Here is a 25,147-nt window from a genome sequence, read left to right as displayed (position 1 = left end):
TCTGTTCCACGGTTAGAAATACAAGGCGAACGGAACCGTTTGATACGGTGAGATGAAAGTCATATCCCAACTAACCATTCCCACTTTTTTTCTAAAAACGCTTTGTTCTTAGCAAGAATTTTTAATTCCTTTATCAAATCCGGCCACAACGAAATACTGCCTCCATAACAAGACAGGGGAGCAGACACTATGGCCGTTTCATCGCGTAATACACTTCTTGCCGCACTGGCATTCATCACCTTTCAGGCGCAGGCGGTGAACGTCACCGTCGCGTATCAAACCTCCGCTGAACCGGCAAAAGTGGCCCAGGCGGATAACAGCTTCGCCAAAGAGAGCGGGGCTACCGTCGACTGGCGTAAATTCGACAGCGGCGCGAGTATTGTGCGCGCCCTGGCGTCTGGCGACGTGCAAATCGGTAATCTCGGCTCCAGCCCGCTGGCGGTTGCCGCCAGTCAGCAGGTGCCGATAGAGGTTTTCCTGCTGGCGTCAAAACTCGGTAACTCCGAAGCGCTGGTGGTGAAAAAAACGATCGGTAAACCCAATGATCTGATCGGCAAACGCATCGCGGTGCCGTTTATCTCCACCACCCACTACAGCCTGTTGGCCGCGTTAAAACACTGGGGGATTAAACCCGGTCAGGTGGAGATTGTGAACCTGCAGCCGCCAGCGATTATCGCCGCCTGGCAGCGCGGAGATATTGATGGTGCCTACGTCTGGGCGCCTGCCGTTAACGCGCTGGAAAAAGACGGCAAGGTGCTGACCGACTCGGAAAAAGTCGGTGAGTGGGGCGCACCGACGCTGGATGTGTGGGTCGTGCGCAAAGACTTTGCCGAGAAGCATCCGGAGGTAGTGAAAGCCTTCGCGAAAAGTGCCATCGACGCGCAGCAGTCCTATATCGCCAATCCCGACGAATGGCTGAAGCAACCGGAGAACATCAGCAAGCTGTCGCGTCTGAGCGGCGTTCCGGAAGCCGATGTGCCGGGACTGGTAAAAGGCAATACCTATCTCACTCCCCAGCAGCAGACGGCTGAGCTAACCGGACCGGTGAACAAAGCGATTATCGACACCGCGCAGTTTCTGAAAGAGCAGGGCAAGGTGCCTGCGGTGGCAAGCGATTACAGTCAGTACGTCACCGACCGCTTCGTGCAATAAAGGAGGCGCTGATGCTGCAACTTTCTCATCTGTACGCCGATTACGGTGGTAAGCCGGCGCTGGAAGATATCAATCTGACGCTCGACAGCGGTGAACTGCTGGTGGTGCTGGGGCCTTCGGGATGTGGCAAAACAACGCTGCTGAACCTGATTGCCGGATTTTTACCGTATCAACACGGTAGCATTCAGCTGGCGGGAAAACGCGTTGACGGGCCGGGGGCAGAGCGCGGCGTGGTGTTTCAGCACGAAGGGCTGCTGCCGTGGCGCAACGTGCAGGATAACGTCGCGTTGGGTCTGCAACTGGCGGGCATCGGGAAAGCGCAGCGTGTCAGCATCGCTCAGAATATGTTGAAAAAAGTGGGGCTGGAAGGCGCGGGAAAACGCTTCATCTGGCAGCTTTCCGGCGGTCAGCGCCAGCGCGTTGGCATTGCCCGCGCGCTGGCGGCGAACCCACAGCTGTTGCTGCTGGATGAACCCTTTGGCGCGCTGGACGCCTTTACTCGTGAACAGATGCAAACCCTGCTGCTGAAACTCTGGCATGAGACCGGCAAGCAGGTGCTGCTGATAACACATGATATTGAAGAAGCAGTGTTTATGGCGACCGAACTGTTGCTGTTGTCACCAGGACCTGGCCGGGTGCTGGAGCGTCTGCCGTTGACCTTTGCCCGGCGCTTTGTGGCAGGCGAAGCGAGCCGCAGCATTAAGTCCGATCCGCAGTTTATCGCGACCCGCGAATATGTCTTAAGCCGCGTCTTTGAACAACGGGAGGCCTTCTCATGAGTGTGGTGATCAACGACAAACCGCGCCAACGGCCACTGAGATGGCGCTGGCCGTTCTCGCGCCAGATTACGCTGAGCCTGGCGACGCTAACGGTGATTCTGGCGGTGTGGTGGACGGTTGCCGCGCTGCAGCTGATAAGCCCGTTGTTTTTGCCGCCGCCGGACCAGGTGTTGCAAAAGCTTATCACCATCGCCGGTCCGCAAGGATTTATGGATGCCACGCTGTGGCAACATCTGGCCGCGAGCCTGACCCGCATCGTGCTGGCGCTGCTGGCTGCGGTGGCGTTCGGTATTCCGGTCGGGATTGCGATGGGGCTCAGTCCGACGCTACGCGGCATTCTCGATCCGATCATCGAGCTTTATCGTCCGGTGCCGCCGCTGGCTTATCTGCCATTAATGGTTATCTGGTTCGGGATTGGCGAAACGTCCAAGATCCTGTTGATCTACCTGGCAATTTTTGCCCCGGTCGCCATGTCGGCGCTGGCGGGGGTGAAGAGCGCGCAGCAGGTACGGATCCGCGCCGCCCGATCGCTGGGCGCGAGCCGGGCGCAGGTACTGTGGCTGGTGATCCTGCCAGGCGCGCTGCCGGAGATCCTCACCGGATTACGCATCGGACTTGGCGTGGGCTGGTCGACGCTGGTGGCGGCGGAGCTGATTGCGGCAACGCGGGGGTTAGGGTTTATGGTGCAGTCGGCCGGTGAGTTTCTGGCGACCGACGTGGTACTGGCGGGGATCGCGGTGATTGCGATTATCGCCTTTATTTTAGAACTGGGTCTGCGTGCGCTTCAGCGCCGTCTGACGCCCTGGCATGGAGAAGTCCAATGAGTGAACGTCTGAGCATTACCCCGCTGGGGCCGTACATCGGCGCACAGATCGCCGGGGCGGATTTGACTCGCCCGCTGAGCGACAATCAGTTTGAGCAGCTTTATCACGCGGTACTGCGCCATCAGGTGGTGTTCCTGCGCGAACAGGCCATTACGCCACAACAGCAACGGGCGTTGGCCCAGCGCTTTGGCGATCTGCATATCCATCCGGTCTATCCGCATGCGGAGGGCGTCGAGGAGATTATCGTGCTGGATACCCACAATGATAATCCGCCGGATAATGACAACTGGCACACCGACGTGACGTTTATTGAGACACCGCCTGCCGGGGCGATTCTGGCGGCAAAAGCGTTGCCGTCAACCGGGGGCGACACGCTGTGGACCAGCGGCATTGCGGCGTATGAGGCGTTGTCGGAGCCGTTTCGTCAGTTGCTGAGCGGTTTGCGGGCGGAGCATGACTTCCGCAAGTCCTTCCAGGAATACAAATACCGCAAAACAGAGGAAGGGCATCAGCGCTGGCGTGAAGCGGTGGCAAAGCATCCACCGCTGGTGCACCCGGTGGTAAGAACCCATCCGATCAGTGGTAAACAGGCGCTGTTTGTGAATGAAGGCTTCACTACGCGCATTGTTGACGTCACGGAGAAAGAGAGTGAGGCGCTGCTTGGCTTTCTGTTTGCGCATATTACGAAACCGGAATTCCAGGTGCGCTGGCGCTGGCAGCTGAATGATGTGGCGATTTGGGATAATCGTGTGACGCAGCATTATGCGAACGCCGATTACCTGCCGCAGCGGCGTATTATGCACCGGGCCACGATTTTAGGGGATAAACCGTTTTATCGAGCGCCGTAATTTCCGCCTCGGGCCGGTATGTCATTGTCGGCCCGGTACGCGTCACGTCACCGGGCAATGGCGTGATAAATGTGCCTCAATATAGCGCTGATAACGGTTGGCCTTCAGACGGGTCAAATCCACCAATACCAGGCCATCTACGCAGTGGTTAAAATCCGGATCGCTGCCGAAATCGATGAACTGTACGCCGCCGGGTTCGCAGAGCTCTGAGTATTGCTTATAGAGTGGGGGAATACCGCAGCCCAGATTTCCCAGCAGCGACTTCAGCCGCGTCAGATCGTCGGCGTAGTCGCTACCGGTAAACTGCGCCAGCACATCCGGTAGCGAAGCGGGATACGGCTGGCGTGAGACGGCCAGCGGATGCGTGGGCGGGAACCACAGACGATAGAAGGCAACCAGCAGATCGCGCGCATCCGGCGGTAATCCTCCGGAGATAGACACGGGTCCGAACAGGTAACGATACTGCGGGTAACGCGCCAGGTATGCGCCGATTCCTGACCAGAGATAATCCAGCCCGCGACGTCCCCAGTAGCGCGGCTGAATAAAGCTACGTCCCAGTTCAATACCGTGTTTCATGATGTCCGCCATCTGCTCATCGTAATCAAACAGACTGTGACTGTAGAGTCCATCCAGCCCCTGCTTTTCCAGTTGTTGTGCGCAGGGGATAAACCGGTAAGCGCCGACGATCTCAAGATCCTCCTCGTCCCATAAGATCAAATGCAGATAGTCATCATCGTAGCGATCGATATCTCTGCGCTTGCCGCTCCCTTCACCCACGGCGCGAAAGGCGATTTCACGCAGTCGTCCCAGCTCGCGCAGGACCGTCGCTTCCTCTTGCCCGTTGCGCTGCCAGAGATAAATGTGCTTACCGTCGGCGGTTATTCCCAGACATTCCGCCTGTGCCAGCTCGCGTTTCAGTCGCGCTCTGTTTTCCGGCGGGGCGATTGTCGATTCGGTACGAAAGAGACCTGGTCGGCCTTTGCCCAGCGCAATCACGTGCTCCCGGCACTTTTCCGCCTGCTCGCGCACGCTGCTTTTGCTGGTAGACCATTGCGTCCAGGCAATTTGTTGGCCTATACGTACGGGTAGCGTGCTGCCACGGCGGCGAAACATTTGCTGCATTAACAGCAGCAGCGTGGCGCGGGAAGAAACCAGTCCACTAGCATAGAACAGCGGACTGTTATAGGCCTGAATATGTACCGGCAGCAGCGGCGTCCGGTACTTTTCTGCCATGCGGATAAACCCGGAGTGCCAGCGGCGTTCAGCGATTCCCTTTAGCGTCAGACGCGAAACTTCCCCTGCCGGGAAGAAAACCAGCGCGCCGCCGGTCTGCAGATGGCTATCCATTTGCTGTAACGACGATTTGGGCGTGCGTCCCTGAATATTATCGACCGGGATAAACAACGAACTCAGAGGTTCAAGATGGGAGAGCAGCCGGTTAGTCACCACTTTGATGTCGCGCCGTACGCGGGAGAGGGCATAGATTAGCGCCAGTCCATCCAGCGCCCCGGTAGGGTGGTTGGCAATAATGATCAGAGGGCCATTTTCGGGGATGTTTTCAATGTGGTGCTCGGGGATTTCACAACGTATTTGGAGATGTTCCAGGACTTGTTCCACCATATCCACGCCTTTCAGATGGCAATGGCGGGCGGCAAACAGCTGGAACTCTTTTTCATACAATACGCGTTGTAACACCTTTTTCTGCCAGGGCGTGGTTCTCGCCTTGGGCCAAAGGTCGCTGAGTACGTTATCGAGACTGAACATTACAACACCTCCTTCTTCCTGTGCTGACAGTAGAAGCGGTAAGTGTCGCTGGTATGACGTTTGGGTGACGTTTTGGGGAAAGGCCGGATGGCGAGGCCACCCGGCATGTTCAGGGAAAACTTAACGCAGGATTTTTTTCTCTGCCAGATCCAGTGCGAAGTAGCTGAAGATCAGATCCGCGCCTGCGCGTTTGATAGCGCCTAAGCTTTCCAGTACCACTTTTTCTTCATCAATGGCGCCTGCCATAGCGGCAAATTTGATCATCGCGTATTCGCCGCTGACCTGATACGCGCCGAGCGGCAGCTCTGTGCGCTCACGAATGTCACGCAGTACGTCAAGATAGGCCCCCGCCGGTTTCACCATCAGGCAGTCCGCGCCCTGTGCTTCATCAAGCAACGATTCGCGAATCGCTTCACGGCGGTTCATCGGGTTCATCTGGTAGGTTTTGCGATCGCCTTTCAGCGCCGTGCCCGCCGCTTCGCGGAACGGACCATAGAACGACGAGGCAAATTTGGTCGAGTAGGACATGATGGCGGTGTCGGTAAAGCCTGCGGCATCCAGCGCCTGGCGAATCGCCTGCACCTGACCATCCATCGCCGCGGAAGGGGCGATGAAATCTGCGCCTGCGGCGGCCGCGACAACCGCCTGTTTACCCAGGTTTGCCAGCGTGGCGTCGTTATCGACGCCGTGTTCACACAGCACGCCGCAGTGACCGTGGGAGGTATATTCGCAGAAGCAGGTGTCTGACATCACGATCATTTCCGGTACGGTCTGCTTGCAGATACGCGACATCCGCGCCACCAGACCGTCTTCCTTCCAGGCATCGCTACCGGTGTCATCGGTATGGTGTGAGATGCCAAAGGTCATGACGGAACGAATACCGGCGTTGGCAATACGCTCAATCTCGCGCGCCAGGTGTTTTTCCGGGATGCGCATGACGCCGGGCATGGCCTCAATCGCTTTGTAGTCGTCGAGTTCTTCTTCAACAAAGATCGGCAACACCAGATCGTTCAAGCTGAGTGTTGTCTCTTCAAACATGGCACGTAGCGCTGCAGATTTGCGCAGACGGCGAGGGCGATGGATTAAGTCTGTCATGGGATGCCTGATGCTTGTGAAAGTGAAGGCCATAGTATACCTGAAGCCGCGGGCGAGTGTTTTACGAAAATGGGCCTTATTGTTTTGTTTTATTAATAAATAAAAGAAATCGCATGGCAATTTTTTAATATGAATAGCTAAAAATTCATATTTGAAAGTGTGATTGTTATTCGTTTGGTTATTTTAAATATCTATTTATTTGAGTTTTTATTTATTTAGGTTGGCTGGTTTTTTATTTGTTCGTTATTATCAATGCTCGCTGCATTAAGTATTGATTTATTATATATATCCTTGTCTTTTTCCTTTTTATTGCATTGATTTATAAGTAATTTTTTATTTTTCAACTGAGTGTTTTCCTGGTTTTTGTTATTGTCCGTTTTCGGACTACGGATAAAGAATAATTGAACCTTTCATTGTGGACACCGCATAATCCTCTTCGCGAAACATAATGTTTTCTATGCATTGATATTGATGGATCAACACTATTACGTCCCTGAGGAGGGATGACAAATGCACTCCTGGAAAAAGAAACTTGTAGTCTCACAATTAGCATTAGCCTGCACTTTGGCAATCACTTCTCAGGCGAATGCTTCAACAGATATTTCTGGCAAAACTTACACCACCTTTGAACACCTTAACGACGCGACTTATGCAGATGGTGTGTACTACGATGGCTATGTCGGCTGGAATAACTACGGCACCGATAGCGTGTATAACGGAGACATCTATCCGGTCATTAATAACGCGACCGTTAACGGCGTGATTTCAACGTACTATCTGGATGATGGTCTGGCGACCAACACCAACAGTAACAGCCTGACGATTAAAAACAGTACTGTTCACGGAATGATTACCTCACAGTGCATGACGGAGGATTGTACCGGACGCGATGCGACGGGCTATGTCTACGATCGTCTGGCGCTGACCGTTGATAACTCTACGATCGACGACAACTACGAACATTATACTTACAACGGCACCCATACCGATGGCACCGCGGATACGCATGTGGTTGATGTTTACGATCTGGGTACCGCGATCACCCTCGACCAGGAAGTTGACCTGGCTATCAGCAACAACTCCCATGTTGCCGGTATTACCCTGACTCAGGGTTATGAGTGGCAGGATGTTGACGATAATACCGTCAGTTCCGGCGTAAACAGCGCTGAAGTGTTCAATAACACCATTACGGTGAAGGACTCTACCGTGACCTCAGGCTCATTGTCTGACGAAGGCACCACGGGCTGGTTCGGCAATAACGGTAACGCCAGCGATTACAGCGGTACAAACACCGCAGATGATATTGCATTAGCTGTGATTGCAAACCCGGCGGCAGACAATGCGATGCAGACCGCCGCAACTTTCAGTAATTCTACGCTGATGGGCGATGTGGTTTTCTCCAGCAACTTTGACGAAAACTTCTTCCCGAACGGTGCTGATAGCTATCGTGATACCGATGCAAATGTGGATACCAACGGCTGGGATGGCACCGATCGTTTGGATCTGACATTAGATAACGGCAGTAAATGGGTGGGTGCGGCGATGTCCGTCCACCAGGTCGATACCGATGGCGACGGTGTGTATGACAGCGTTGCTGCGGGTACGGACGCGACTGCTACGCTGATTGATATCGCGTCTAACAGCCTGTGGCCGACCTCAACGTATGGCATTGATAACGGCGACACCGCCTATGACGAAAATGGTCATGTTGTGGGGAAAGAGGTTTATCAAAGCGGTCTGTTCAACGTCACGCTGAAGAATGGTTCACAGTGGGATACCACCAAAACCTCTCTGATTGATACGCTGAGCATCAACAGCGGTTCTGTGGTGAACGTCGGCGATTCATCGCTGGTTTCTGACACCATTGGCCTGACCGGTGGCGCAGCGCTGAACATTAACGAAGATGGTCATGTCGCGACAGATACCCTGACGGTTGACAACAGTACCGTGACTATTGCTGATGATGTGGCTTCAGGCTGGAGCGTGGGTGATGCTGCGCTGTATGCCAACACCATTAAGGTCACAAACGACGGTGTTCTGGATGTCGGTAACAGCGCGGACTATGCGCTGCAGACGGATACCCTGAATCTGACCAGCACCACCGATGCGGGTGGCAATGTGCATGCCGGTGTATTTGACCTTCACAGCAACAACTACGTTCTGAACGCTGCTCTGGTCAACGATCGCACTGCAGACACCAGCAAGTCTAACTATGGTTACGGTGTTATCGGCATGAATTCCGATGGTCACCTGACGATTAATGGTAACGGCGATGCTTACACCGCTGACCAGTCTGAAGTGGATAACGCGGGCGACGGCATTGCGGCGGCAACCGGTAACTACAAAGTGCGTATCGATAACGCCACGGGTGCAGGCTCCATTGCCGATTACAAAGGCAAAGAGCTGATCTACGTTAACGATAAGAACAGCACCGCGACTTTCTCTGCGGCCAATAAAGCAGACCTGGGGGCGTACACGTACCAGGCTCAGCAGCAGGGTAATACGGTTGTTATGCAACAGATGGAGCTGACTGACTATGCCAATATGGCGCTGAGCATCCCGTCTGCGAACACCAATACCTGGAACCTGGAGCAGGATACCGTTGGAACACGTCTGACCAACTCTCGCCACGGTCTGGCGGATAACGGCGGCGCATGGGTAAGCTACTTCGGCGGCGGTTTCAGCGGCGACAATGGCACCATCAATTACGACCAGGATGTCAACGCCATCATGGTGGGTGTGGATACCAAAGTTGATGGTAACAACGCTAAATGGATTGTTGGTGCGGCAGCTGGTTTCGCTAAAGGCGACATGAGCGACCATACCGGCCAGGTAGATCAGGATAGTCAGTCTGCTTACCTGTACTCCTCTGCCCGATTTGCCAATGACGTCTTTGTGGATGGCAACCTGAGCTACTCTCACTTCAACAACGATCTGTCTGCCAATATGAGTGACGGTCAGTATGTCGATGGCAACACGTCAACAGATGCCTGGGGCTTCGGTTTGAAAGTGGGCTACGACTGGAAAGTGGGTGACGCGGGTTATGTTACGCCGTATGGCAGCGTGTCAGGTCTGTTCCAGTCTGGTGACGACTATCGTTTGAGCAACGACATGCATCTTGATGGTCAGTCTTACGACAGCATGCGTTATGAACTGGGTGTAGATACGGGCTATACCTTCACCTATAGCCAGGATCAGGCTCTGACGCCTTACTTCAAACTGGCGTACGTGTATGACGATCAGGGCAACCATGCGGATGTCAACGGCGATTCAATCGACAATGGCACCAAAGGTTCAGCGGTTCGCGTTGGGCTGGGTACGCAGTTCAGCTTTACCAAGAACTTCAGCGCGTATACCGATGCGAACTACCTTGGCGGCGGCGATGTTGATCAGGACTGGTCGGCTAACGCAGGCGTTAAATATACCTGGTAATCATTCCCTTACGGAAATGGATATCGCGTAGTTAATCTAAAAAATGCCCGTCAAGAATTTGGCGGGCATTACTGCAAGGAACGCGCAGATGTTATCTCTGAATAAACCGTTAAAAGAATTTGCTCAGCTTGATAAGTCGTTGTCAAAATTTGGGACACGTTTTGAATATGTCCATGCAAAACATCTTCTTTATTCCACTGAAAAAAATCCCGACACGACGGTAGTGATTCTGGAGGGGATTATCTCATTAAGACGTAATGAACATATTCTTGTGGGTATCGCCCAGGCCCCTTTCATTATGGGATTGAGCAATGGGGTGATGAAAAATGATGCTCATTATGATCTCATCAGCGAGGGATTATGTTCAGGCTATCACCTGCCGTCGTCACAAGCTATTGAGATTATTGAAGAATATCAGCTATGGCGTGAGGCGTTTTACTGGCTGACCTGGCAGAACCGTATCCTGCAGCAGCGCGATCGCCAGTTAATTGGCAATAATTCCTACGAACAGATCCGAACCACCCTTTTCTCGATGATTGAGTGGGATGAAGGTTTACGCTCAAAAATTGGGGTGATGAGTTATATTCATCAGCGCACGCAAATTTCGCGTTCCGTGGTAGCAGAGGTTCTTGCGGCGTTACGAAAAGGCGGCTACATCGAAATGAATAAAGGCAAACTGGTGGGAATAAACCGTTTGCCTTCAGATTATTAATTAAGACGCAGGAACCTCGCGCGGTGTATTTTCGCTCAGTTCAACCACCAGTTCGTTAATACCATCGCTCATGCTTGTGAAGCGGGTGAGCGGAGAGCGAGTGACAACGACAAACGCACCCACATTTTTTTGCGGAATCATTGCCATATAGGTAATGAACCCTCCGCCACCGCCGGTCTTTTGAATAATGCCCGGGCGTCCATTCTTCGGCGCCATATAGACCCATCCTAAGCCCAACGCATCGGCCTTGCCGGGGACATCCATACCGGTTACCCGCGTTAACTGCGCGCGCTGATAAATCAGCGTTTGCATTCTGTCGGCCTGATTACTGCGCTGGTAAAAATCAGAGGAAAGGTACTGCTGCATCCAGCGCATCATATCCCCCGGCGTTGAATAAACCCCGCCGCTGCCGATGGCTGCCAGCGTGTTATTACACGGACTGGCCCCTTTCTCCGCGACCATCAGACGTTTGCACTGATCGGGAGAGGGAGTATAGGTCGTGTCTTTCATGCCAAGCGGCCGGGTGATTTTCTCTTCAAAAAGCTGGGCATAGGGTTTGCCGGAGGCGTTTGCCAGCGCATCCGCCAGCAGGTCGAACGCCAGGTTAGAATAGGCCGCCTGTGAACCCGGAGCGGCTTTTAACGTCGCCGTGGAGAGATAGCTCCAGCGCTGTTCACGCGTCGGCCAGACAAATACCGGGCGCTTTGCCGCGCCGCCGGGTTGTTCACGGGGCAGTGCGCTGGTGTGCGTCGCCAGGTTGACCAGCGTGATCGGTTTTCCCGCATACGACGGTACGCGCGCGCCGACGGGGGCATATTTGCTCAGCGGATCGTTCAGTTTTACGGTGCCCTGATCGAGCAGTTTGACCAGCATTTCACTGGTCATCAGTTTGGTGAGTGACGCAATGCGAATCACCGAATCCAGCTGCGGACGAACGTTATTGCCCGGACGGGTTTCACCGAAGCTGCGAAAAACACGCTGGTTTCCGTCGATCACGACGAGTGCCATCCCCGTCGCGCCGCTGCCATAAAAAATATGTTCGGCGTAACGTTCGACAATATCAGACGCAAAAACCGGTTCGGCAACAGGCTGAGCCGCCTGGGCTGAGGTCAATGACGCCGCACACAGCGCGGCAGAAAAAAGCAGACTACGTTTCAACGGTGGTGTCCATGAATGAGAGTAAAAAACTAAGCGTATTTATACTACTGTACCGCCTGTTGCAAAGCGCTAATTAGAGCAAGGATAGTGAGAAAAACGTAACGACGCGTAAACGTAGCGTTTTTGCCGCGAAAGAAAGTCCGCTTTTGTGATCCGGGGCGTGCAATAATCTTTCATTACCACTCTTGGATGGGGCTGACGATGTCTGAAAAACGGGTTGTGATGGTTGTTGATATGCAAATCGGCGTGTTTGCCACGCCGCGTATTAATCGGGATGCGTGTGTGGAACGTATCAATCAATTGACGCGGGCAGCCGATCTCACGATTTTTATTCAACACACCGAGGCGGGTGGCCTGGAGGAGGGGAGCGCGGGGTTTGCGCTGCTGCCTGAACTGGAGACACCCGTGAACGCCAAATATGTCACGAAAACCGCCTGTGATGCTTTTTACAAAACGGCACTCGAACAGTTGCTCCGCGATCAGGCGATTTCACACGTTGTCATCTGCGGCTGTGCGACGGACTATTGCGTCGATACCACCATCAGAAACGGTGCCAGCCGGGGTTATCGCATTACGGTTGCGGAAGATGCCCACACCACCGCACATCGCCCGGCTGCACCTGCCCAGACGCTGATTGCGCACCATAATGATGTCTGGCGCAATCTGATCGTGCCGGGCAATCCGGTACGTGTGAAACCCGTCGAAACAATTCTTCAGGACTGGAAAACGAACTAAGCGTCGCCATGTTGGTCACAATGGGCGGTTTCGCCTGTTGTGATCGTTTATTTTTAGTCCGCACAGCGGCAGAAGCACAGCAGTTGTCATAACGATAAGAAGTGAGCAGGAGAGCATCATGTTTAAGTCTTTTTTCCCAAAGCCGGGTCCTTTTTTCCTTTCGGCTTTTATTTGGGCAATAGTCGCGGTTATTTTCTGGCAAGCCGGTGGTGGGGACTGGGTTGCGCGGATGACTGGCGCAACGGGCGCCGTGCCTATCAGCGCCGCCCGTTTCTGGTCGCCGAGCTACCTGATTTTTTATGCCTACTACGTGCTCTGCGTCGGGCTGTTTGCGCTGTTCTGGTTTCTCTACAGTCCGCATCGCTGGCAGTACTGGTCAATTCTTGGCACCTCGCTGATTATCTTCGTCACCTGGTTTCTCGTTGAAGTCGGGGTGGCCGTCAACGCCTGGTATGCGCCATTTTACGATCTGATCCAGACCGCCCTCAGCGCACCACATAAGGTCACCATGAGCCAGTTCTATAACGAACTGGGGATCTTTCTTGGTATCGCGCTGATTGCCGTGGTGATTAGCGTGCTGAACAACTTTTTTGTCAGCCACTATGTGTTCCGCTGGCGTACGGCGATGAACGAATATTACATGGCGCAGTGGCAGCATTTGCGCCATATCGAGGGGGCCGCGCAGCGTGTGCAGGAAGACACCATGCGTTTTGCCTCAACGCTGGAAAGCATGGGCGTGAGCTTTATTAACGCTATCATGACGCTAATCGCCTTCCTGCCGGTGCTGGTTGCGCTTTCTCCGCACGTGCCCGAACTGCCGATAGTCGGCCATGTGCCTTATGGCCTGGTGATTGCGGCGATCGTCTGGTCACTGATGGGCACCGGTATGCTGGCGGTAGTCGGGATCAAGCTCCCGGGACTGGAATTTAAAAATCAGCGGGTGGAAGCGGCTTATCGTAAAGAGCTGGTATACGGGGAAGATGATGCCAACCGCGCCACGCCGCCGACGGTTCGTGAGCTGTTCAGTGCGGTTCGCCAGAACTATTTCCGTCTCTATTTCCACTACATGTATTTTAATATCGCGCGCATTCTCTACCTGCAGGTGGACAACGTTTTCGGGTTGTTCCTGCTGTTTCCGTCGATTGTTGCCGGTACGATTACCCTGGGTCTGATGACGCAAATTACCAACGTCTTTAGCCAGGTGCGGGGCGCGTTCCAGTACCTGATCAACTCATGGACAACGCTGGTTGAACTGATGTCTATCTATAAACGTCTGCGCAGTTTTGAGCGCGAACTGGACGAGCGGGATATTCAGGCTGTCACCCACACACTTGGTTAACAAAAGGAAACGTTATGTCGGCGGTGTCTCGTCTTTACCCTTTGTCATTGCTGGCCGGACTGGTGCTGGCAGGATGTAGCAGTCAGCCTTCGCAACCGCTAAAAAAAGGCGAGAAACCGGTCGATGTCGCGAGCGTGGTGCGCCAGAAAATGCCGGCCAGTGTGAAGGATCGGGATGACTGGGCGCAGGATATCGCCAAAACCTTTGAAAGCCAGAAGCTGGCACCGACGGTGGAAAATATCTGTTCGGTGCTGGCGGTCGCGCAGCAGGAGTCCAACTATCAGGTCGATCCCGCCGTTCCGGGATTGAACAACATTGCCTGGAAGGAGATAGACCGGCGCGCCGAACGGATGCATATTCCGGTTTTCCTGGTGCATACCGCGCTGAAAATCACCTCCCCAAACGGGAAAAGCTATAGCGAGCGTCTGGACACAGTAAAAACGGAAAAACAGCTCAGTGCCATTTTCGATGACTTTATTAATATGGTGCCGATGGGGCAGACGCTGTTCGGTTCGCTGAATCCGGTCCATACCGGTGGTCCGATGCAGGTCAGCATTGCGTTTGCCGAGCAGCACAGCAAAGGATATCCGTGGAAGATGGAGGGAACGGTGCGCCAGGAAGTGTTCAGCCGTCGCGGTGGACTCTGGTTCGGAACCTACCATTTGCTCAATCACCCGGCCAACTATAGCGCGCCAATTTTCCGCTTTGCCGACTTCAACGCCGGATGGTATGCCAGTCGAAACGCCGCATTTCAGAACGCAGTCAGTAAAGCCAGCGGCGTCAAACTGGCGCTGGATGGCGACCTGATCGCCTACGGCAGTAAAGACGCCGGTAAAACGGAACTGGCGGTGCGTAAACTGGCGGGAAAACTGGATCTCAGCGAAAGCGCGATCCGTCGCCAACTGGAGAAAGGCGACAGTCTGGCGTTTGAAGAAACGGCGCTTTACGAAAAGGTGTTTACGCTTGCTGAAGCAAAGACAGGGAAGACATTACCGCGTGAAATGCTGCCCGGTATTCAACTGGAAAGCCCGAAAATCACCCGTAATCTCACCACGGCATGGTTTGCAAAACGGGTCGACGATCGTCGGGCGAAGTGCATGGGGCAATAACCGCCTGGCCATTACTCGCGGCGGTAGCGCCAGCGCAGAATGGCGGCGATGACGCCGAAAATCAGACTGCCGACCAGAAACGGCACCAGACCAAAGATGGTGCCGACGCCCAGCCCAATCTCTACGCGCGGGCGTCCTGTCTCTTGCACTTGCATCAGATGTTCATATACGCCAGGCGCGTGAACCAGCAGGTTCAGGATCTGCGCCCCGGCCCAAAAACAGAACAGAACGAACACGGCATAAGCGATATTGCCTGGCGTAGAGGCGGTTTCTCGATGTTTCCCGTTAAACAAGGATTTTGAGAGAGTGAAATCAGCCATAAATGACCTCCGCGAGTAATTCTGCATCTCTGACACCATGCCAGTAACTTACCGTGAGTGTGACAGGTCATCGCGTTTGTCAATATCAGAATGATGGTAATTTCAGTCTGGGATGAATCCTGGATTGCAGATTTTTGTCAGTTGTCACAAATTAGTTACCTTAAATTAAATTTGGCAACATTTAAGAAATTCCGCACACGACACAGACCGGTTTCCCGTAATATGCGACGATACGTTTTTTTCGCTGCGGAGTTTCCATGAACCTGCCTTTAAAAATTCGCCGTGACTGGCACTACTACGCCTTTGCTATCGGCCTGATTTTCATTCTGAACGGCGTTGTCGGGCTGTTGGGATTTGAAGCCAGGGGCTGGCAAACCTATGCCGTGGGGCTGGTGACCTGGATCGTCAGTTTCTGGCTGGCAGGATTGATTATTCGTCGTCGCGTGGAGGATGACGCGGCGTAAGCCTGACAACAAACCGCTGTCAGGCTTATCGGGGAGTGCAGATTACATCGTCGTTTTCAGCGCGTTATCTGCAGCATGGCGTTCCAGCGCCAGTTCGATCAAACGGGTGATCAAGTCGGTGTAACCTAAGCCACTGGCCTGCCAGAGTTTTGGATACATGCTGATGTTGGTAAAGCCTGGTAGGGTGTTGATCTCATTGATCACCACCTCATTGTCGGCGGTTAAAAAGACATCGACGCGTGCCATGCCAGCGCAGCCCAGCGCCTGATACGCCTGAATGGCGATCTCGCGGATTTTGTCGTTGATGTGCGGATCAATCGCCGCAGGAACCACCACTTTCGCGCCGTTATCGTCAATGTATTTGGTGTCGTAGGCATAGAAATCACTGTTGAGCACGATCTCGCCACAGGTGCTGGCCTGCGGATGATCGTTGCCCAGCACTGCGCACTCGATCTCGCGCCCCTTGATCCCTTGCTCCACCACCACTTTGTGATCGAATTCGAAGGCGAGGGCGACCGCCTGCGCGTACTGCGCTTCGCTGGTGACTTTGCTAACGCCGACAGACGATCCCTGATTGGCGGGCTTAACGAACAGCGGCAGGCCAAGACGGGCTTCTACCTCGGCAAAGCTTATCGTGTTACGGTTGGCTCGCGTCAGCGTAATAAACGGCGCGATAGTCAGTCCGGCATCACGCAACAAGCGTTTGGTGACGTCTTTATCCATGCACGCGGCTGAACCCAGCACGTCGGAACCCACGAAGGGCAGATTTGCCACGCGCAGCATTCCCTGCAGTGAACCATCTTCACCCAGCGTGCCGTGAACAATCGGGAAAATCACGTCTACGGTCGGCAGCGGCTGACCATTCTGCGCATCAATCAACTGTTGCTCGTGTCTACCCGGAACCTGCGCAAGGCTGGTCGCAGAAGGACGCAGCGCAATATGCGCAGGATCGTTGGCATTGAGCAGATAATTGCTGGCATCGCTGACGTGCCATTGCCCTTGCTTATCAATGCCTAACAGCACGACCTCAAAGCGGGTCTTGTCGATGGCATCGACAATATTTTTTGCCGATTGCAATGACACTTCATGTTCCGCTGATTTACCACCAAATACGATTCCTACCCGCAACTTTGCCATCTTAAACCCATTCCTTCGAACGCAAAGCGTATACATTACCACGACAAAACGAGGGATTCGCGGGCTTCTGCCATAATGTTAGGGAGAATTACACGGGAGGAAGCGTGAGAGGAAAAGTCTGGCTGACGATGATCATTCTGAGCGTGGCGTGTGGCGTGGGATATCGCTATCTGCCGTCTTATTATGACCCGCTCGCCCCGCTTGAGGTATCCGATCCGCCAAACTGGCTTACCCAATTTAAGCTTAAACGTCTGACGCCAGCGCGCTGTCAGACGCTGTTGCAACAGGCAAACGAGCAGAAGCTAATCACGTCGCAGTCCGTAGCCGACAGCGCTGGCGAATGTCCCTTAACCGACGTAGTACGGGTGCGGGATTTTGGCGCAGTCAAACTGAGCAGCAGCTTCCTTGCCTCCTGTCCGTTGGCACTGCGTTCCGCGCTGTATGTCGCTCAGCAGGCTGCACCCTTAACGGAACGTATGATGGAAAGCCGGCTGACCCGGATCGAGCATCTCGGCAGCTATGCCTGCCGCAACATTTACCATCGCCCTGATGCACGCCGTAGCGAACACGCGAGCGCAGAGGCCCTGGACATCAGCGGCTTTATTCTTGCCGACGGGCGACACGTTACCGTTCTGCGCGGCTGGAAGCAGGAAGAAAGCGCAACGTGGCTGCGGGCGTTGCTCAGTGCGAGCTGTCAATATTATGGCAACGGCCTGGGACCGGACTACAACGCCGCTCACGCCAACCATTTTCACCTGGGAATTCGGGGAATTGGCCTTTGTCGCTAAGCATAAAGCCCTGCGGCTTGTTGGGTTTTAATGTGATGTATTTCACAAATCTGGTGAACGGGAAGATAAAATAGCAAATTGCGCGCCACCGCACCTGCGGATCCCCTGACAGACGTGGAGATTGCTAAACTAGCCGGCGTTTTCTGCTATTTATCACGATGAGCGTTTATGGAATCCTGGAAAGTTAATCTCATTTCCGTCTGGTTCGGCTGCTTTTTTACCGGTCTGGCAATCAGTCAAATCCTGCCGTTTTTGCCACTCTATATTTCGCAGCTTGGGGTGACCTCCCACGAAGCGCTCTCAATGTGGTCCGGTCTGACATTCAGTGTCACATTCTTAATTTCCGCGATTGTTTCTCCGCTCTGGGGTAGCCTGGCAGACCGTAAAGGTCGCAAGCTGATGTTGCTACGCGCCTCGCTCGGCATGGCGATTGCGATACTGCTGCAGGCTTTCGCTACCAACGTCTGGCAGCTTTTCCTGCTACGCGGCATTATGGGGTTAACGTCCGGCTATATTCCTAACGCGATGGCGTTGGTAGCGTCTCAGGTGCCCCGTGAACGAAGTGGCTGGGCGCTCAGTACGCTGGCGACCGCGCAAATCAGCGGTGTGATTGGTGGCCCGCTGATGGGCGGTTTTATTGCCGATCACGTGGGCTTACGCCCGGTCTTTTTTATCACTGCAATGCTGCTGATCGTCAGCTTTATGGTCACGCTCTTTTTGATTAAAGAAGGCGTGCGCCCGACGCTGAAAAAGAGCGAACGATTGAGCGGGAAAGCCGTATTTGCGTCGCTACCTTATCCGGCGCTGGTGATCAGCCTGTTTTTCACCACGCTGGTGATTCAGTTATGTAATGGCTCAATCAGCCCGATCCTGGCGCTATTTATTAAGTCGATGGCCCCTGATAGTAATAATATTGCTTTTCTGAGTGGATTAATTGCCTCGGTGCCTGGGGTCTCCGCGCTTATCTCCGCGCCCCGGCTGGGTAAACTTGGGGATCGCATCGGCACCGAAAGGATCCTGATGGCAACGCTGATTTGTGCGGTCGTGCTGTTTTTTGCCATGTCGTGGGTGACGACGCCTTTCCAGCTCGGGGTATTACGTTTTCTGCTCGGTTTTGCCGATGGCGCCATGCTACCCGCAGTTCAGACGCTGCTGGTCAAATATTCCAGTGACCAAATAACCGGGCGTATATTTGGTTATAACCAATCGTTTATGTATCTTGGCAATGTCGCTGGCCCGCTGATGGGCGCAACGGTTTCAGCCATGGCAGGATTTCGTTGGGTATTTATTGCCACTGCCATTATCGTGATGATTAACATTTGTCAGTTAGCCCTGGTTCTGCGTCAGCGGCGAAATATCCGCAAGCGGGTGTGAAGCGATTAAAAAGAAATGACTTAAGTGAAATTAGTCATTTTTTAGCATAACTTTTGATTATGGCCAGGGGTGACTATTTTATTCCTGGCTTTTAATTTAGCGTTCGGTTTTCGCGCGAGAAACGTTTCGCTCACCGTATTCTGTGATTATTTACGCAAAGTCTTTCCTTTTTTATAAAAATACTACTTTCAGACTCTAGGCAGCATGGATTCATAGTGATACCGTCAGCCTTCTTTGGATAAGGAAATGCGGTCATGAAAAATCTAATAGCTGAGTTGTTGCTTAAGCTTGCCCAGAAAGAGGAAGAGTCGAAAGAACTGGTTGCTCAGGTAGAAGCATTAGAGATTATCGTTACAGCGATGCTGCGCAATATGGCTCAGAACGAGCAGCAAATGCTGATTCATCAGGTAGAGGGCGCACTTGATGACGTAAAGCCCGATGCCAGCGTTCCGGATAACGATACGGAGTTGCTGCGCCAGTACGTACAAAAGCTGTTGAGGCATCCTCGTTACTAGTTTTATTTCGTTTCTATGCTGTCATAAACCTGTCATATCAGAGACCTATAGTCGCTTTGTTTTTTATTTTAAGTGTATTAAGTACATGGAGAAAATAAAGTGAAACAAAGCGCTATTGCTCTTGCATTGTTACTACTGTTGTATATGCCTGTGAGTCATTCTGAAACGTCGTCAATGGCGGTGCTGGACAATCGTGCCGCACAGGGTGATATTACAACGCCAGGCGGAGCACGCCGATTATCGGCCGATCAAACACAAGCATTGCGCGAATCACTGAATGATAAACCGGCTAAAAATATTATTTTATTGATTGGCGATGGTATGGGTGATTCGGAAATTACGGCCGCGCGAAATTATGCTGAAGGTGCGGGTGGCTATTTTAAAGGGATTGATGCCTTACCGCTGACTGGCCAATACACCCACTATGCGCTGAATAAAAAAACCGGTAAACCGGATTACGTGACGGATTCTGCGGCATCAGCAACCGCATGGACAACCGGCGTGAAAACCTACAATGGCGCGCTGGGCGTCGATATTCACGAAAAAGATCATACGACGCTGCTGGAAATGGCGAAAGCGGCGGGGCTGGCGACGGGTAACGTCTCAACCGCCGAGCTGCAGGATGCCACTCCAGCCGCGCTGGTAGCGCACGTGACGTCTCGTAAATGCTATGGCCCGAGCGTAACGAGCGAGAAATGCCCGACGAATGCGCTGGAAAATGGCGGTAAAGGCTCGATCACCGAACAACTGCTGAATGCCCGCGCGGATGTCACGCTGGGCGGCGGTGCGAAAACGTTCGCCGAAACCGCAACCGCCGGCGAGTGGCAGGGCAAAACGCTGCGTGAACAGGCCGAGGCCCGGGGTTACCAGTTGGTCGGCGATGCGGCTTCGCTGGCGGCGATCGGCGAAGCCAGTCAGGACAAACCGTTGCTGGGACTGTTCTCTGACGGCAACATGCCTGTGCGCTGGGAAGGCCCAAAAGCGTCTTATCACGGCAATATTGATAAGCCTGCCGTAACCTGTACGCCGAATCCAAAACGCGATGAGACCGTACCCACGCTGGCGCAAATGACCGACAAAGCCATTGAGTTGCTCAGCAAAAATGAGAAGGGATTCTTCCTGCAGGTGGAAGGGGCCTCCATCGATAAACAGGATCACGCCGCCAATCCTTGCGGACAGATCGGCGAGACGGTGGATCTGGACGAAGCGGTGCAGCGCGCGCTGGCCTTTGCGAAAAAAGAAGGTAACACGCTGGTGATCGTCACTGCCGATCACGCTCACGCCAGCCAGATCGTCGCACCAGAGACAAAAGCGCCGGGCTTGACCCAGGCATTAAACACCAAAGATGGCGCCGTGATGGTGATCAGCTATGGCAACTCCGAAGAGGAATCGCAGGAGCATACCGGCAGCCAGTTGCGTATTGCGGCCTACGGCCCTCATGCGGCCAACGTGGTGGGGCTGACCGATCAAACCGACCTGTTCTATACCATGAAAGCGGCACTCGGCCTGAAATAATCCACCCCCGGCAGGATAACTTTTGCTGTCGGGTGGTTTTTTTATCGTTAGCAGCCAGACTTATCTGAATCTCCCGGCGTTTATTCGCGGGAGATAGTCGAGTGAATACTCAAAAAAGGATGGTGCTATGAAAATAACATTACTGGTTACCCTATTGTTTGGTTTGATCTTTTTAACGACCGTTGGTGCGGCTGAGAAAACGTTAACCCCGCAGCAGCAGCGCATGACCACCTGCAATCAACAGGCGACGGCGAAAGCGTTGAAAGGAGATGCCCGTAAGACGTACATGAGCGATTGCCTTAAAAACAGCAAGTCAGCTCCTGGTGAAAAAAGCCTGACGCCGCAACAGCAAAAAATGCGCGAGTGCAACGTCCAGGCGACGGAACAATCGCTAAAAGGTGACGACCGCAGTAAGTTTATGAGTGCCTGCCTGAAGAAAGCAGCCTAGCCGACCTAGTGCTTACGGGTGAGCAAAGAAAAACGCTCACCCGAAATATCATACTTTCCCCGCCTGACCCGTCTCTATAATTTGGGAAAATTGTTTCAGAATGTTCCCAAAAAATAATGAACGACGAAAACTTTTACAAACAAGCGGTCGATCTCGATGAAACCTCTCTTTCATCGCAGCAAAACGACCATCAACGCTCTGGACTGCGATTCGCCCGGCGAGTAAGAGTGCCGCGCGCAGTGGCGCTGGGAGGGATGTTTTTCCCTGTCGCCGCCGCGCTGGTCGCGAACCCTGTCCCCGGCGTCTGGTGGTTGTTGCTGGTGGGATGGGCGTTCGTCTGGCCTCATCTGGCCTGGCAAATCGCCAGCAGAGCCATCGACCCGATGAGTCGGGAATTTGCCAATTTAAAAACGGATGCGGTACTCGCCGGAATGTGGATGGGACTGATGGGCGTCAATGCGCTGCCTTCCGCCGCGTTGTTGATGATCATCTGTATGAATCTGATGGGCGCAGGCGGTGTGCGACTGTTTGTTACCGGACTGGCCATGATGGTGGTTGCCTGTCTGGTCACATTGCAGTTAACGGGAACCTCTCTGGCTTTAAGAAGCGCGCCGCTGGAAGGGGTGTTGACGCTGCCGGTCATCGTGATTTACCCGCTGTTATTCTCCTGGATTAGCTATCAGGCCGCGACAAAGCTGGCGCAACATAAGCGTCGGTTACAGGTGATGAGTACCTGTGATGGCATGACAGGGGTTTACAACCGGCGACACTGGGAAATATTACTGCGCAACGAATTTGAGCACTGTCGTCGCCAGCATCGGGAGGCCACGCTGCTGATCATTGATATCGACCATTTCAAAAGTATTAATGACACCTGGGGTCATGACGTTGGCGATGAAGCTATTCTGGCGCTAACCCAACAGCTGAGAATGACCCTGCGTGGGAGCGATGTGATCGGGCGTTTTGGCGGTGATGAATTTGCGGTGATTATGTGCGGTACGCCAGCCGAGAGCGCCATCGCGGCGATGTCACGGATTCATGAGGGGCTACGTGGGTTACGTCTGGCCTGCGCGCCGCAGGTCATTTTACATATCAGCGTGGGCGTTGCGCCGTTAACGCCGCAGTTCAGTCACTATCGGGAATGGTTGAAATCGGCCGATCTGGCGCTCTACAAAGCAAAGAATGCCGGACGTAACCGCACCGAAGTGGCGGCCTGACGTCCGGTTGTTCACTCAGGATTTACTGAGTTTGTCTGACTTCTCCATACACTTCGCCATTGCTTCAATCACCGCCGCACGAAATCCTCGCTCTTCCAGTACGCGGACCGCTTCAATCGTCGTGCCGCCAGGCGAACAAACCATATCTTTCAGTACGCCAGGATGCTCGCCCGTTTCCAGTACCATCTTCGCGGAACCCATGACCGCCTGAGCGGCAAATTTGTAAGCCTGTGCGCGCGGCATACCGCCCAATACTGCGGCATCTGCCATCGCTTCGATAAACATGAAGACATACGCCGGGGCGGAGCCGCTGACGCCAACCACAGGATGAATCATCGACTCGGCAATCACTTCGGCTTCGCCAAAACAGCGGAAAATATTCAGCACATCCGCGGTGTCTTCCGGGGTAACCAGCGCGTTTGGCGTCACTGAGGTCATCCCGGCATTAACCAGCGACGGCGTGTTCGGCATTGCGCGTACGATTTTCCGGTCGTGTCCCAACGCGCGGGCGAGTTGATCGAGGGTCACGCCTGCTGCAATAGAGACCACCAGCGACTCTTTGTTGAGGCTGGAGGTTATCTCGCTGAGCACTTTGATCATAATGCCCGGCTTCACGGCGCCGAAAACAATATCCGCCACCTGGGCGACTTCCTGGGCGGACTGCGCGACGTTGATCCCATACTGATCGTGCAACGCGGCAACTTTATCGGGGGAAGGGGTGTAGACCCAGATCTGGCCTGGAAGCACCTGACCGCTGGCAATCAGGCCGCCGAGGATTGCTTTCCCCATATTACCGCAGCCGATAAAACCGATTTTCTTCTCCATCTCGTCACTCCCTATGGGTGATAGTTGTTGTTTTGTTTGATAAAGCCTAGCTTAGCGCGGATTGAAAGACGCATGAAGGGTAAACAGCACTTTGCCGCAGCGCAAAAGCACGAGACAATAGCCGATTGCACAAGAGACGGGAGCCAGTATGACCATATGGGTGGATGCGGATGCGTGTCCGAACGTAATTAAAGAGATCCTCTATCGTGCCGCCGGGCGCATGCAAATGTCGCTGATTCTGGTAGCGAATCAGAGCCTGCGCGTGCCGCCGTCGCCGTATATCCGTACGCTGCGTGTACCTGCGGGTTTTGACGTGGCGGATAACGAGATTGTGCGCCAGTGTGCGGCGGGCGATCTGGTCATCACGGCCGATATCCCGTTGGCCGCCGAGGTGCTGGCGAAAGGCGCGTCGGCGCTTAATCCGCGCGGTGAGCGCTATACCGAATCGACCATTCGCGAACGTCTGACAATGCGCGATTTTATGGATACATTGCGCGCCAGCGGGATCCAGACGGGCGGTCCGGATAGCCTCTCTGCCCGCGATCGTCAGCATTTTGCGGCGGAACTGGAAAAGTGGTGGCTGGAAGTTCAGCGCAGAAACGCGTGAATGTAATTTATTTTTTACACTTTCCTCGGCGCTATTTCTTGATATAGTAGGGCGTACATTGATATTTTCACTTTTAGTGGAATAAATACTTTACACTTAACGCTGTACTAGTTTGATGGTATGATTATTCCTTTAATGACATCTGATCCTGCCGCTTTGCGGCCTTCTGGGGAACGCCCACTATGACGCAACCGCTTTATCTTGTTGGCCCACGCGGCTGTGGAAAGACAACGGTTGGCATGGCGCTGGCTACGGCAATTGGTTGTCGGTTTGTCGATACCGATCAATGGCTGCAGTCGCAGGTACAAATGACCGTCGCGGAAATCGTCGAGCGTGAAGGCTGGCCGGGTTTTCGCGCCAGAGAAACGGCTGCACTGGCGGCGGTGACTGCACCGTCAACGGTCATCGCGACCGGTGGAGGAATCATTCTCACTGATTATAACCGTCACTTTATGCGTGATAACGGCATCGTCATTTATTTAAGCGCGCCGGTTTCCACGTTGGTTCATCGTCTTGAGGCCTCGCCTGAAGAGGAGTTGCGCCCCACGCTGACCGGTAAACCCCTGAGCGAAGAGGTGCAGGAGGTGTTGCAACAGCGGGATATTTTGTATCGCGAAGCGGCCCATTTCATCATTGATGCGGCGAATTCACCTGACCAGGTGATTTCTGAAATTCAGCGCAGGCTGGCGCAGCGCGCGCGCTGCAGGCAAGGCGGGGTCTATACTTAAACTTCATTCGACAGAAGGAAGCACTATGCCAACCAAACCGCCATATCCACGCGAAGCGTATATTGTCACCATTGAGAAAGGGACGCCGGGACAGACGGTCACCTGGTACCAGTTACGTGCCGATCACCCTAAACCGGATTCGTTAATCAGCGAGCATCCCAGCGCGCAGGAAGCGATGGATGCGAAAGCCCGTTACGAAGATCCTGATAAAACCTGACGACTGAACGGCTCGGAATGGAATCTGAGCGAGTGTAAACCCAAC

25 protein-coding genes are annotated in these 25,147 nt (G+C 53.7%); 19 read left to right on the top strand and 6 right to left on the bottom strand.

The annotated features are described in order from the left end of the window. The first annotated feature begins 189 nt into the window (after positions 1 to 189). The 4 genes from tauA to tauD are packed head-to-tail and all read left to right on the top strand — an operon-like array spanning position 190 to position 3,603. Positions 190 to 1,152, top strand: coding sequence for a taurine ABC transporter substrate-binding protein (tauA, locus tag JTI98_RS20915; protein ID WP_216081765.1), 963 nt, complete (start codon positions 190 to 192; stop codon positions 1,150 to 1,152). Between the two features lie 11 nt (positions 1,153 to 1,163). Then, on the top strand, positions 1,164 to 1,931 hold the full coding sequence (gene tauB, locus JTI98_RS20910) for a taurine ABC transporter ATP-binding subunit (protein ID WP_216081764.1): 768 nt from the start codon (positions 1,164 to 1,166) through the stop codon (positions 1,929 to 1,931). Then, entirely contained in the window at positions 1,928 to 2,755 is an 828-nt protein-coding gene (gene tauC, locus JTI98_RS20905) for a taurine ABC transporter permease TauC (RefSeq protein WP_044259061.1), read from the top strand. The genes tauB and tauC overlap by 4 nt, the downstream gene beginning before the upstream one ends. Further along, a complete protein-coding gene (tauD, locus tag JTI98_RS20900) occupies positions 2,752 to 3,603 on the top strand; it encodes a taurine dioxygenase (RefSeq protein ID WP_216081763.1) in 852 nt (283 codons plus the stop codon). Before tauC ends, tauD begins: the two co-directional genes overlap by 4 nt. 42 nt (positions 3,604 to 3,645) lie before the next feature. Here tauD and JTI98_RS20895 read toward each other — a convergent pair whose 3' ends face one another. Together JTI98_RS20895 and hemB are read right to left on the bottom strand one after the other, a co-directional pair. Beyond that, a complete protein-coding gene (locus JTI98_RS20895; RefSeq protein ID WP_216081762.1) occupies positions 3,646 to 5,367 on the bottom strand; it encodes a lysophospholipid acyltransferase family protein in 1,722 nt (573 codons plus the stop codon). Positions 5,368 to 5,487: 120 nt separating this feature from the next. Then, positions 5,488 to 6,462, bottom strand: a complete 975-nt coding sequence (hemB, locus tag JTI98_RS20890; RefSeq protein ID WP_043001645.1) for a porphobilinogen synthase — start codon at positions 6,460 to 6,462, stop codon at positions 5,488 to 5,490. A gap of 510 nt (positions 6,463 to 6,972) precedes the next feature. Here hemB and ehaB point away from each other — a divergent pair. Further along, the gene (gene ehaB, locus JTI98_RS20885) at positions 6,973 to 9,894 is read left to right on the top strand and encodes an autotransporter adhesin EhaB (RefSeq protein WP_216081761.1); all 2,922 of its coding nucleotides are present in this window, start codon (positions 6,973 to 6,975) and stop codon (positions 9,892 to 9,894) included. Between the two features lie 88 nt (positions 9,895 to 9,982). Further along, positions 9,983 to 10,606 (top strand): hydrogen peroxide resistance inhibitor IprA, encoded by a 624-nt coding sequence (gene iprA, locus JTI98_RS20880; protein WP_044328998.1) that lies wholly within the window; start codon positions 9,983 to 9,985, stop codon positions 10,604 to 10,606. Here the strand turns inward: iprA and ampH are convergent, their stop codons facing one another. After that, positions 10,607 to 11,764 (bottom strand): D-alanyl-D-alanine-carboxypeptidase/endopeptidase AmpH, encoded by a 1,158-nt coding sequence (ampH, locus tag JTI98_RS20875; RefSeq protein WP_216081760.1) that lies wholly within the window; start codon positions 11,762 to 11,764, stop codon positions 10,607 to 10,609. Between the two features lie 201 nt (positions 11,765 to 11,965). On the opposite strand from ampH, the gene JTI98_RS20870 reads away from it, so the two are divergent. From JTI98_RS20870 to JTI98_RS20860, 3 genes are all read left to right on the top strand, one after another. Beyond that, the gene (locus JTI98_RS20870; RefSeq protein WP_058587699.1) at positions 11,966 to 12,499 is read left to right on the top strand and encodes an isochorismatase family protein; all 534 of its coding nucleotides are present in this window, start codon (positions 11,966 to 11,968) and stop codon (positions 12,497 to 12,499) included. 118 nt (positions 12,500 to 12,617) lie between these two features. Next, complete coding sequence (gene sbmA, locus JTI98_RS20865) at positions 12,618 to 13,838, top strand: peptide antibiotic transporter SbmA (protein WP_043001640.1); 1,221 nt, start codon at positions 12,618 to 12,620, stop codon at positions 13,836 to 13,838. 14 nt (positions 13,839 to 13,852) lie between these two features. Beyond that, positions 13,853 to 14,947 carry a DUF1615 domain-containing protein gene (locus tag JTI98_RS20860; protein ID WP_216081759.1) on the top strand — a complete coding sequence of 365 codons (1,095 nt, stop codon included), beginning with the start codon at positions 13,853 to 13,855 and terminating at the stop codon, positions 14,945 to 14,947. An 11-nt stretch (positions 14,948 to 14,958) separates the two neighbouring features. On the opposite strand, the gene JTI98_RS20855 is transcribed toward JTI98_RS20860, so the two are convergent. Beyond that, entirely contained in the window at positions 14,959 to 15,267 is a 309-nt protein-coding gene (locus JTI98_RS20855; RefSeq protein WP_200119760.1) for a YaiY family protein, read from the bottom strand. Positions 15,268 to 15,524: 257 nt separating this feature from the next. Here JTI98_RS20855 and JTI98_RS20850 point away from each other — a divergent pair, with 257 nt between their 5' ends. After that, a complete protein-coding gene (locus JTI98_RS20850) occupies positions 15,525 to 15,731 on the top strand; it encodes a DUF2754 family protein (protein WP_043001637.1) in 207 nt (68 codons plus the stop codon). A 42-nt stretch (positions 15,732 to 15,773) separates the two neighbouring features. On the opposite strand, the gene ddlA is transcribed toward JTI98_RS20850, so the two are convergent. Beyond that, entirely contained in the window at positions 15,774 to 16,868 is a 1,095-nt protein-coding gene (gene ddlA / locus JTI98_RS20845) for a D-alanine--D-alanine ligase (protein WP_043001636.1), read from the bottom strand. Positions 16,869 to 16,996: 128 nt separating this feature from the next. Here ddlA and JTI98_RS20840 point away from each other — a divergent pair, with 128 nt between their 5' ends. The 6 genes from JTI98_RS20840 to adrA all read left to right on the top strand — a co-directional run bounded on the left by JTI98_RS20840 (position 16,997) and on the right by adrA (position 22,725). Further along, positions 16,997 to 17,656, top strand: coding sequence for an extensin family protein (locus JTI98_RS20840; protein WP_080343220.1), 660 nt, complete (start codon positions 16,997 to 16,999; stop codon positions 17,654 to 17,656). Between the two features lie 168 nt (positions 17,657 to 17,824). Next, positions 17,825 to 19,030, top strand: a complete 1,206-nt coding sequence (locus tag JTI98_RS20835) for a multidrug efflux MFS transporter (protein WP_043001634.1) — start codon at positions 17,825 to 17,827, stop codon at positions 19,028 to 19,030. A 254-nt stretch (positions 19,031 to 19,284) separates the two neighbouring features. Next, on the top strand, positions 19,285 to 19,545 hold the full coding sequence (gene iraP, locus JTI98_RS20830) for an anti-adapter protein IraP (RefSeq protein WP_043001633.1): 261 nt from the start codon (positions 19,285 to 19,287) through the stop codon (positions 19,543 to 19,545). A gap of 99 nt (positions 19,546 to 19,644) precedes the next feature. After that, positions 19,645 to 21,060 (top strand): alkaline phosphatase, encoded by a 1,416-nt coding sequence (phoA, locus tag JTI98_RS20825; RefSeq protein ID WP_216081758.1) that lies wholly within the window; start codon positions 19,645 to 19,647, stop codon positions 21,058 to 21,060. Between the two features lie 127 nt (positions 21,061 to 21,187). Beyond that, positions 21,188 to 21,508, top strand: coding sequence for a phosphate starvation-inducible protein PsiF (gene psiF / locus JTI98_RS20820; RefSeq protein ID WP_043001631.1), 321 nt, complete (start codon positions 21,188 to 21,190; stop codon positions 21,506 to 21,508). Positions 21,509 to 21,624: 116 nt separating this feature from the next. Next, positions 21,625 to 22,725 (top strand): diguanylate cyclase AdrA, encoded by a 1,101-nt coding sequence (adrA, locus tag JTI98_RS20815; protein WP_216081757.1) that lies wholly within the window; start codon positions 21,625 to 21,627, stop codon positions 22,723 to 22,725. A 15-nt stretch (positions 22,726 to 22,740) separates the two neighbouring features. On the opposite strand, the gene proC is transcribed toward adrA, so the two are convergent. Next, complete coding sequence (proC, locus tag JTI98_RS20810) at positions 22,741 to 23,550, bottom strand: pyrroline-5-carboxylate reductase (protein ID WP_043001629.1); 810 nt, start codon at positions 23,548 to 23,550, stop codon at positions 22,741 to 22,743. 148 nt (positions 23,551 to 23,698) lie between these two features. On the opposite strand from proC, the gene JTI98_RS20805 reads away from it, so the two are divergent. From JTI98_RS20805 to yaiA, 3 genes are all read left to right on the top strand, one after another. Further along, positions 23,699 to 24,157, top strand: coding sequence for a YaiI/YqxD family protein (locus tag JTI98_RS20805; RefSeq protein ID WP_043001628.1), 459 nt, complete (start codon positions 23,699 to 23,701; stop codon positions 24,155 to 24,157). A 182-nt stretch (positions 24,158 to 24,339) separates the two neighbouring features. Continuing rightward, complete coding sequence (gene aroL, locus JTI98_RS20800) at positions 24,340 to 24,885, top strand: shikimate kinase AroL (protein WP_061070480.1); 546 nt, start codon at positions 24,340 to 24,342, stop codon at positions 24,883 to 24,885. A gap of 25 nt (positions 24,886 to 24,910) precedes the next feature. Continuing rightward, on the top strand, positions 24,911 to 25,102 hold the full coding sequence (gene yaiA, locus JTI98_RS20795) for a protein YaiA (RefSeq protein ID WP_043001626.1): 192 nt from the start codon (positions 24,911 to 24,913) through the stop codon (positions 25,100 to 25,102). Positions 25,103 to 25,147: the final 45 nt, after the last annotated feature.

The sequence above is a fragment of the Citrobacter sp. MGH 55 genome, from assembly GCF_016906145.1.
In the GTDB taxonomy this organism is placed as follows: domain Bacteria; phylum Pseudomonadota; class Gammaproteobacteria; order Enterobacterales; family Enterobacteriaceae; genus Citrobacter_A; species Citrobacter_A amalonaticus.
This window is presented reverse-complemented; position numbering and strand designations above follow the sequence as displayed.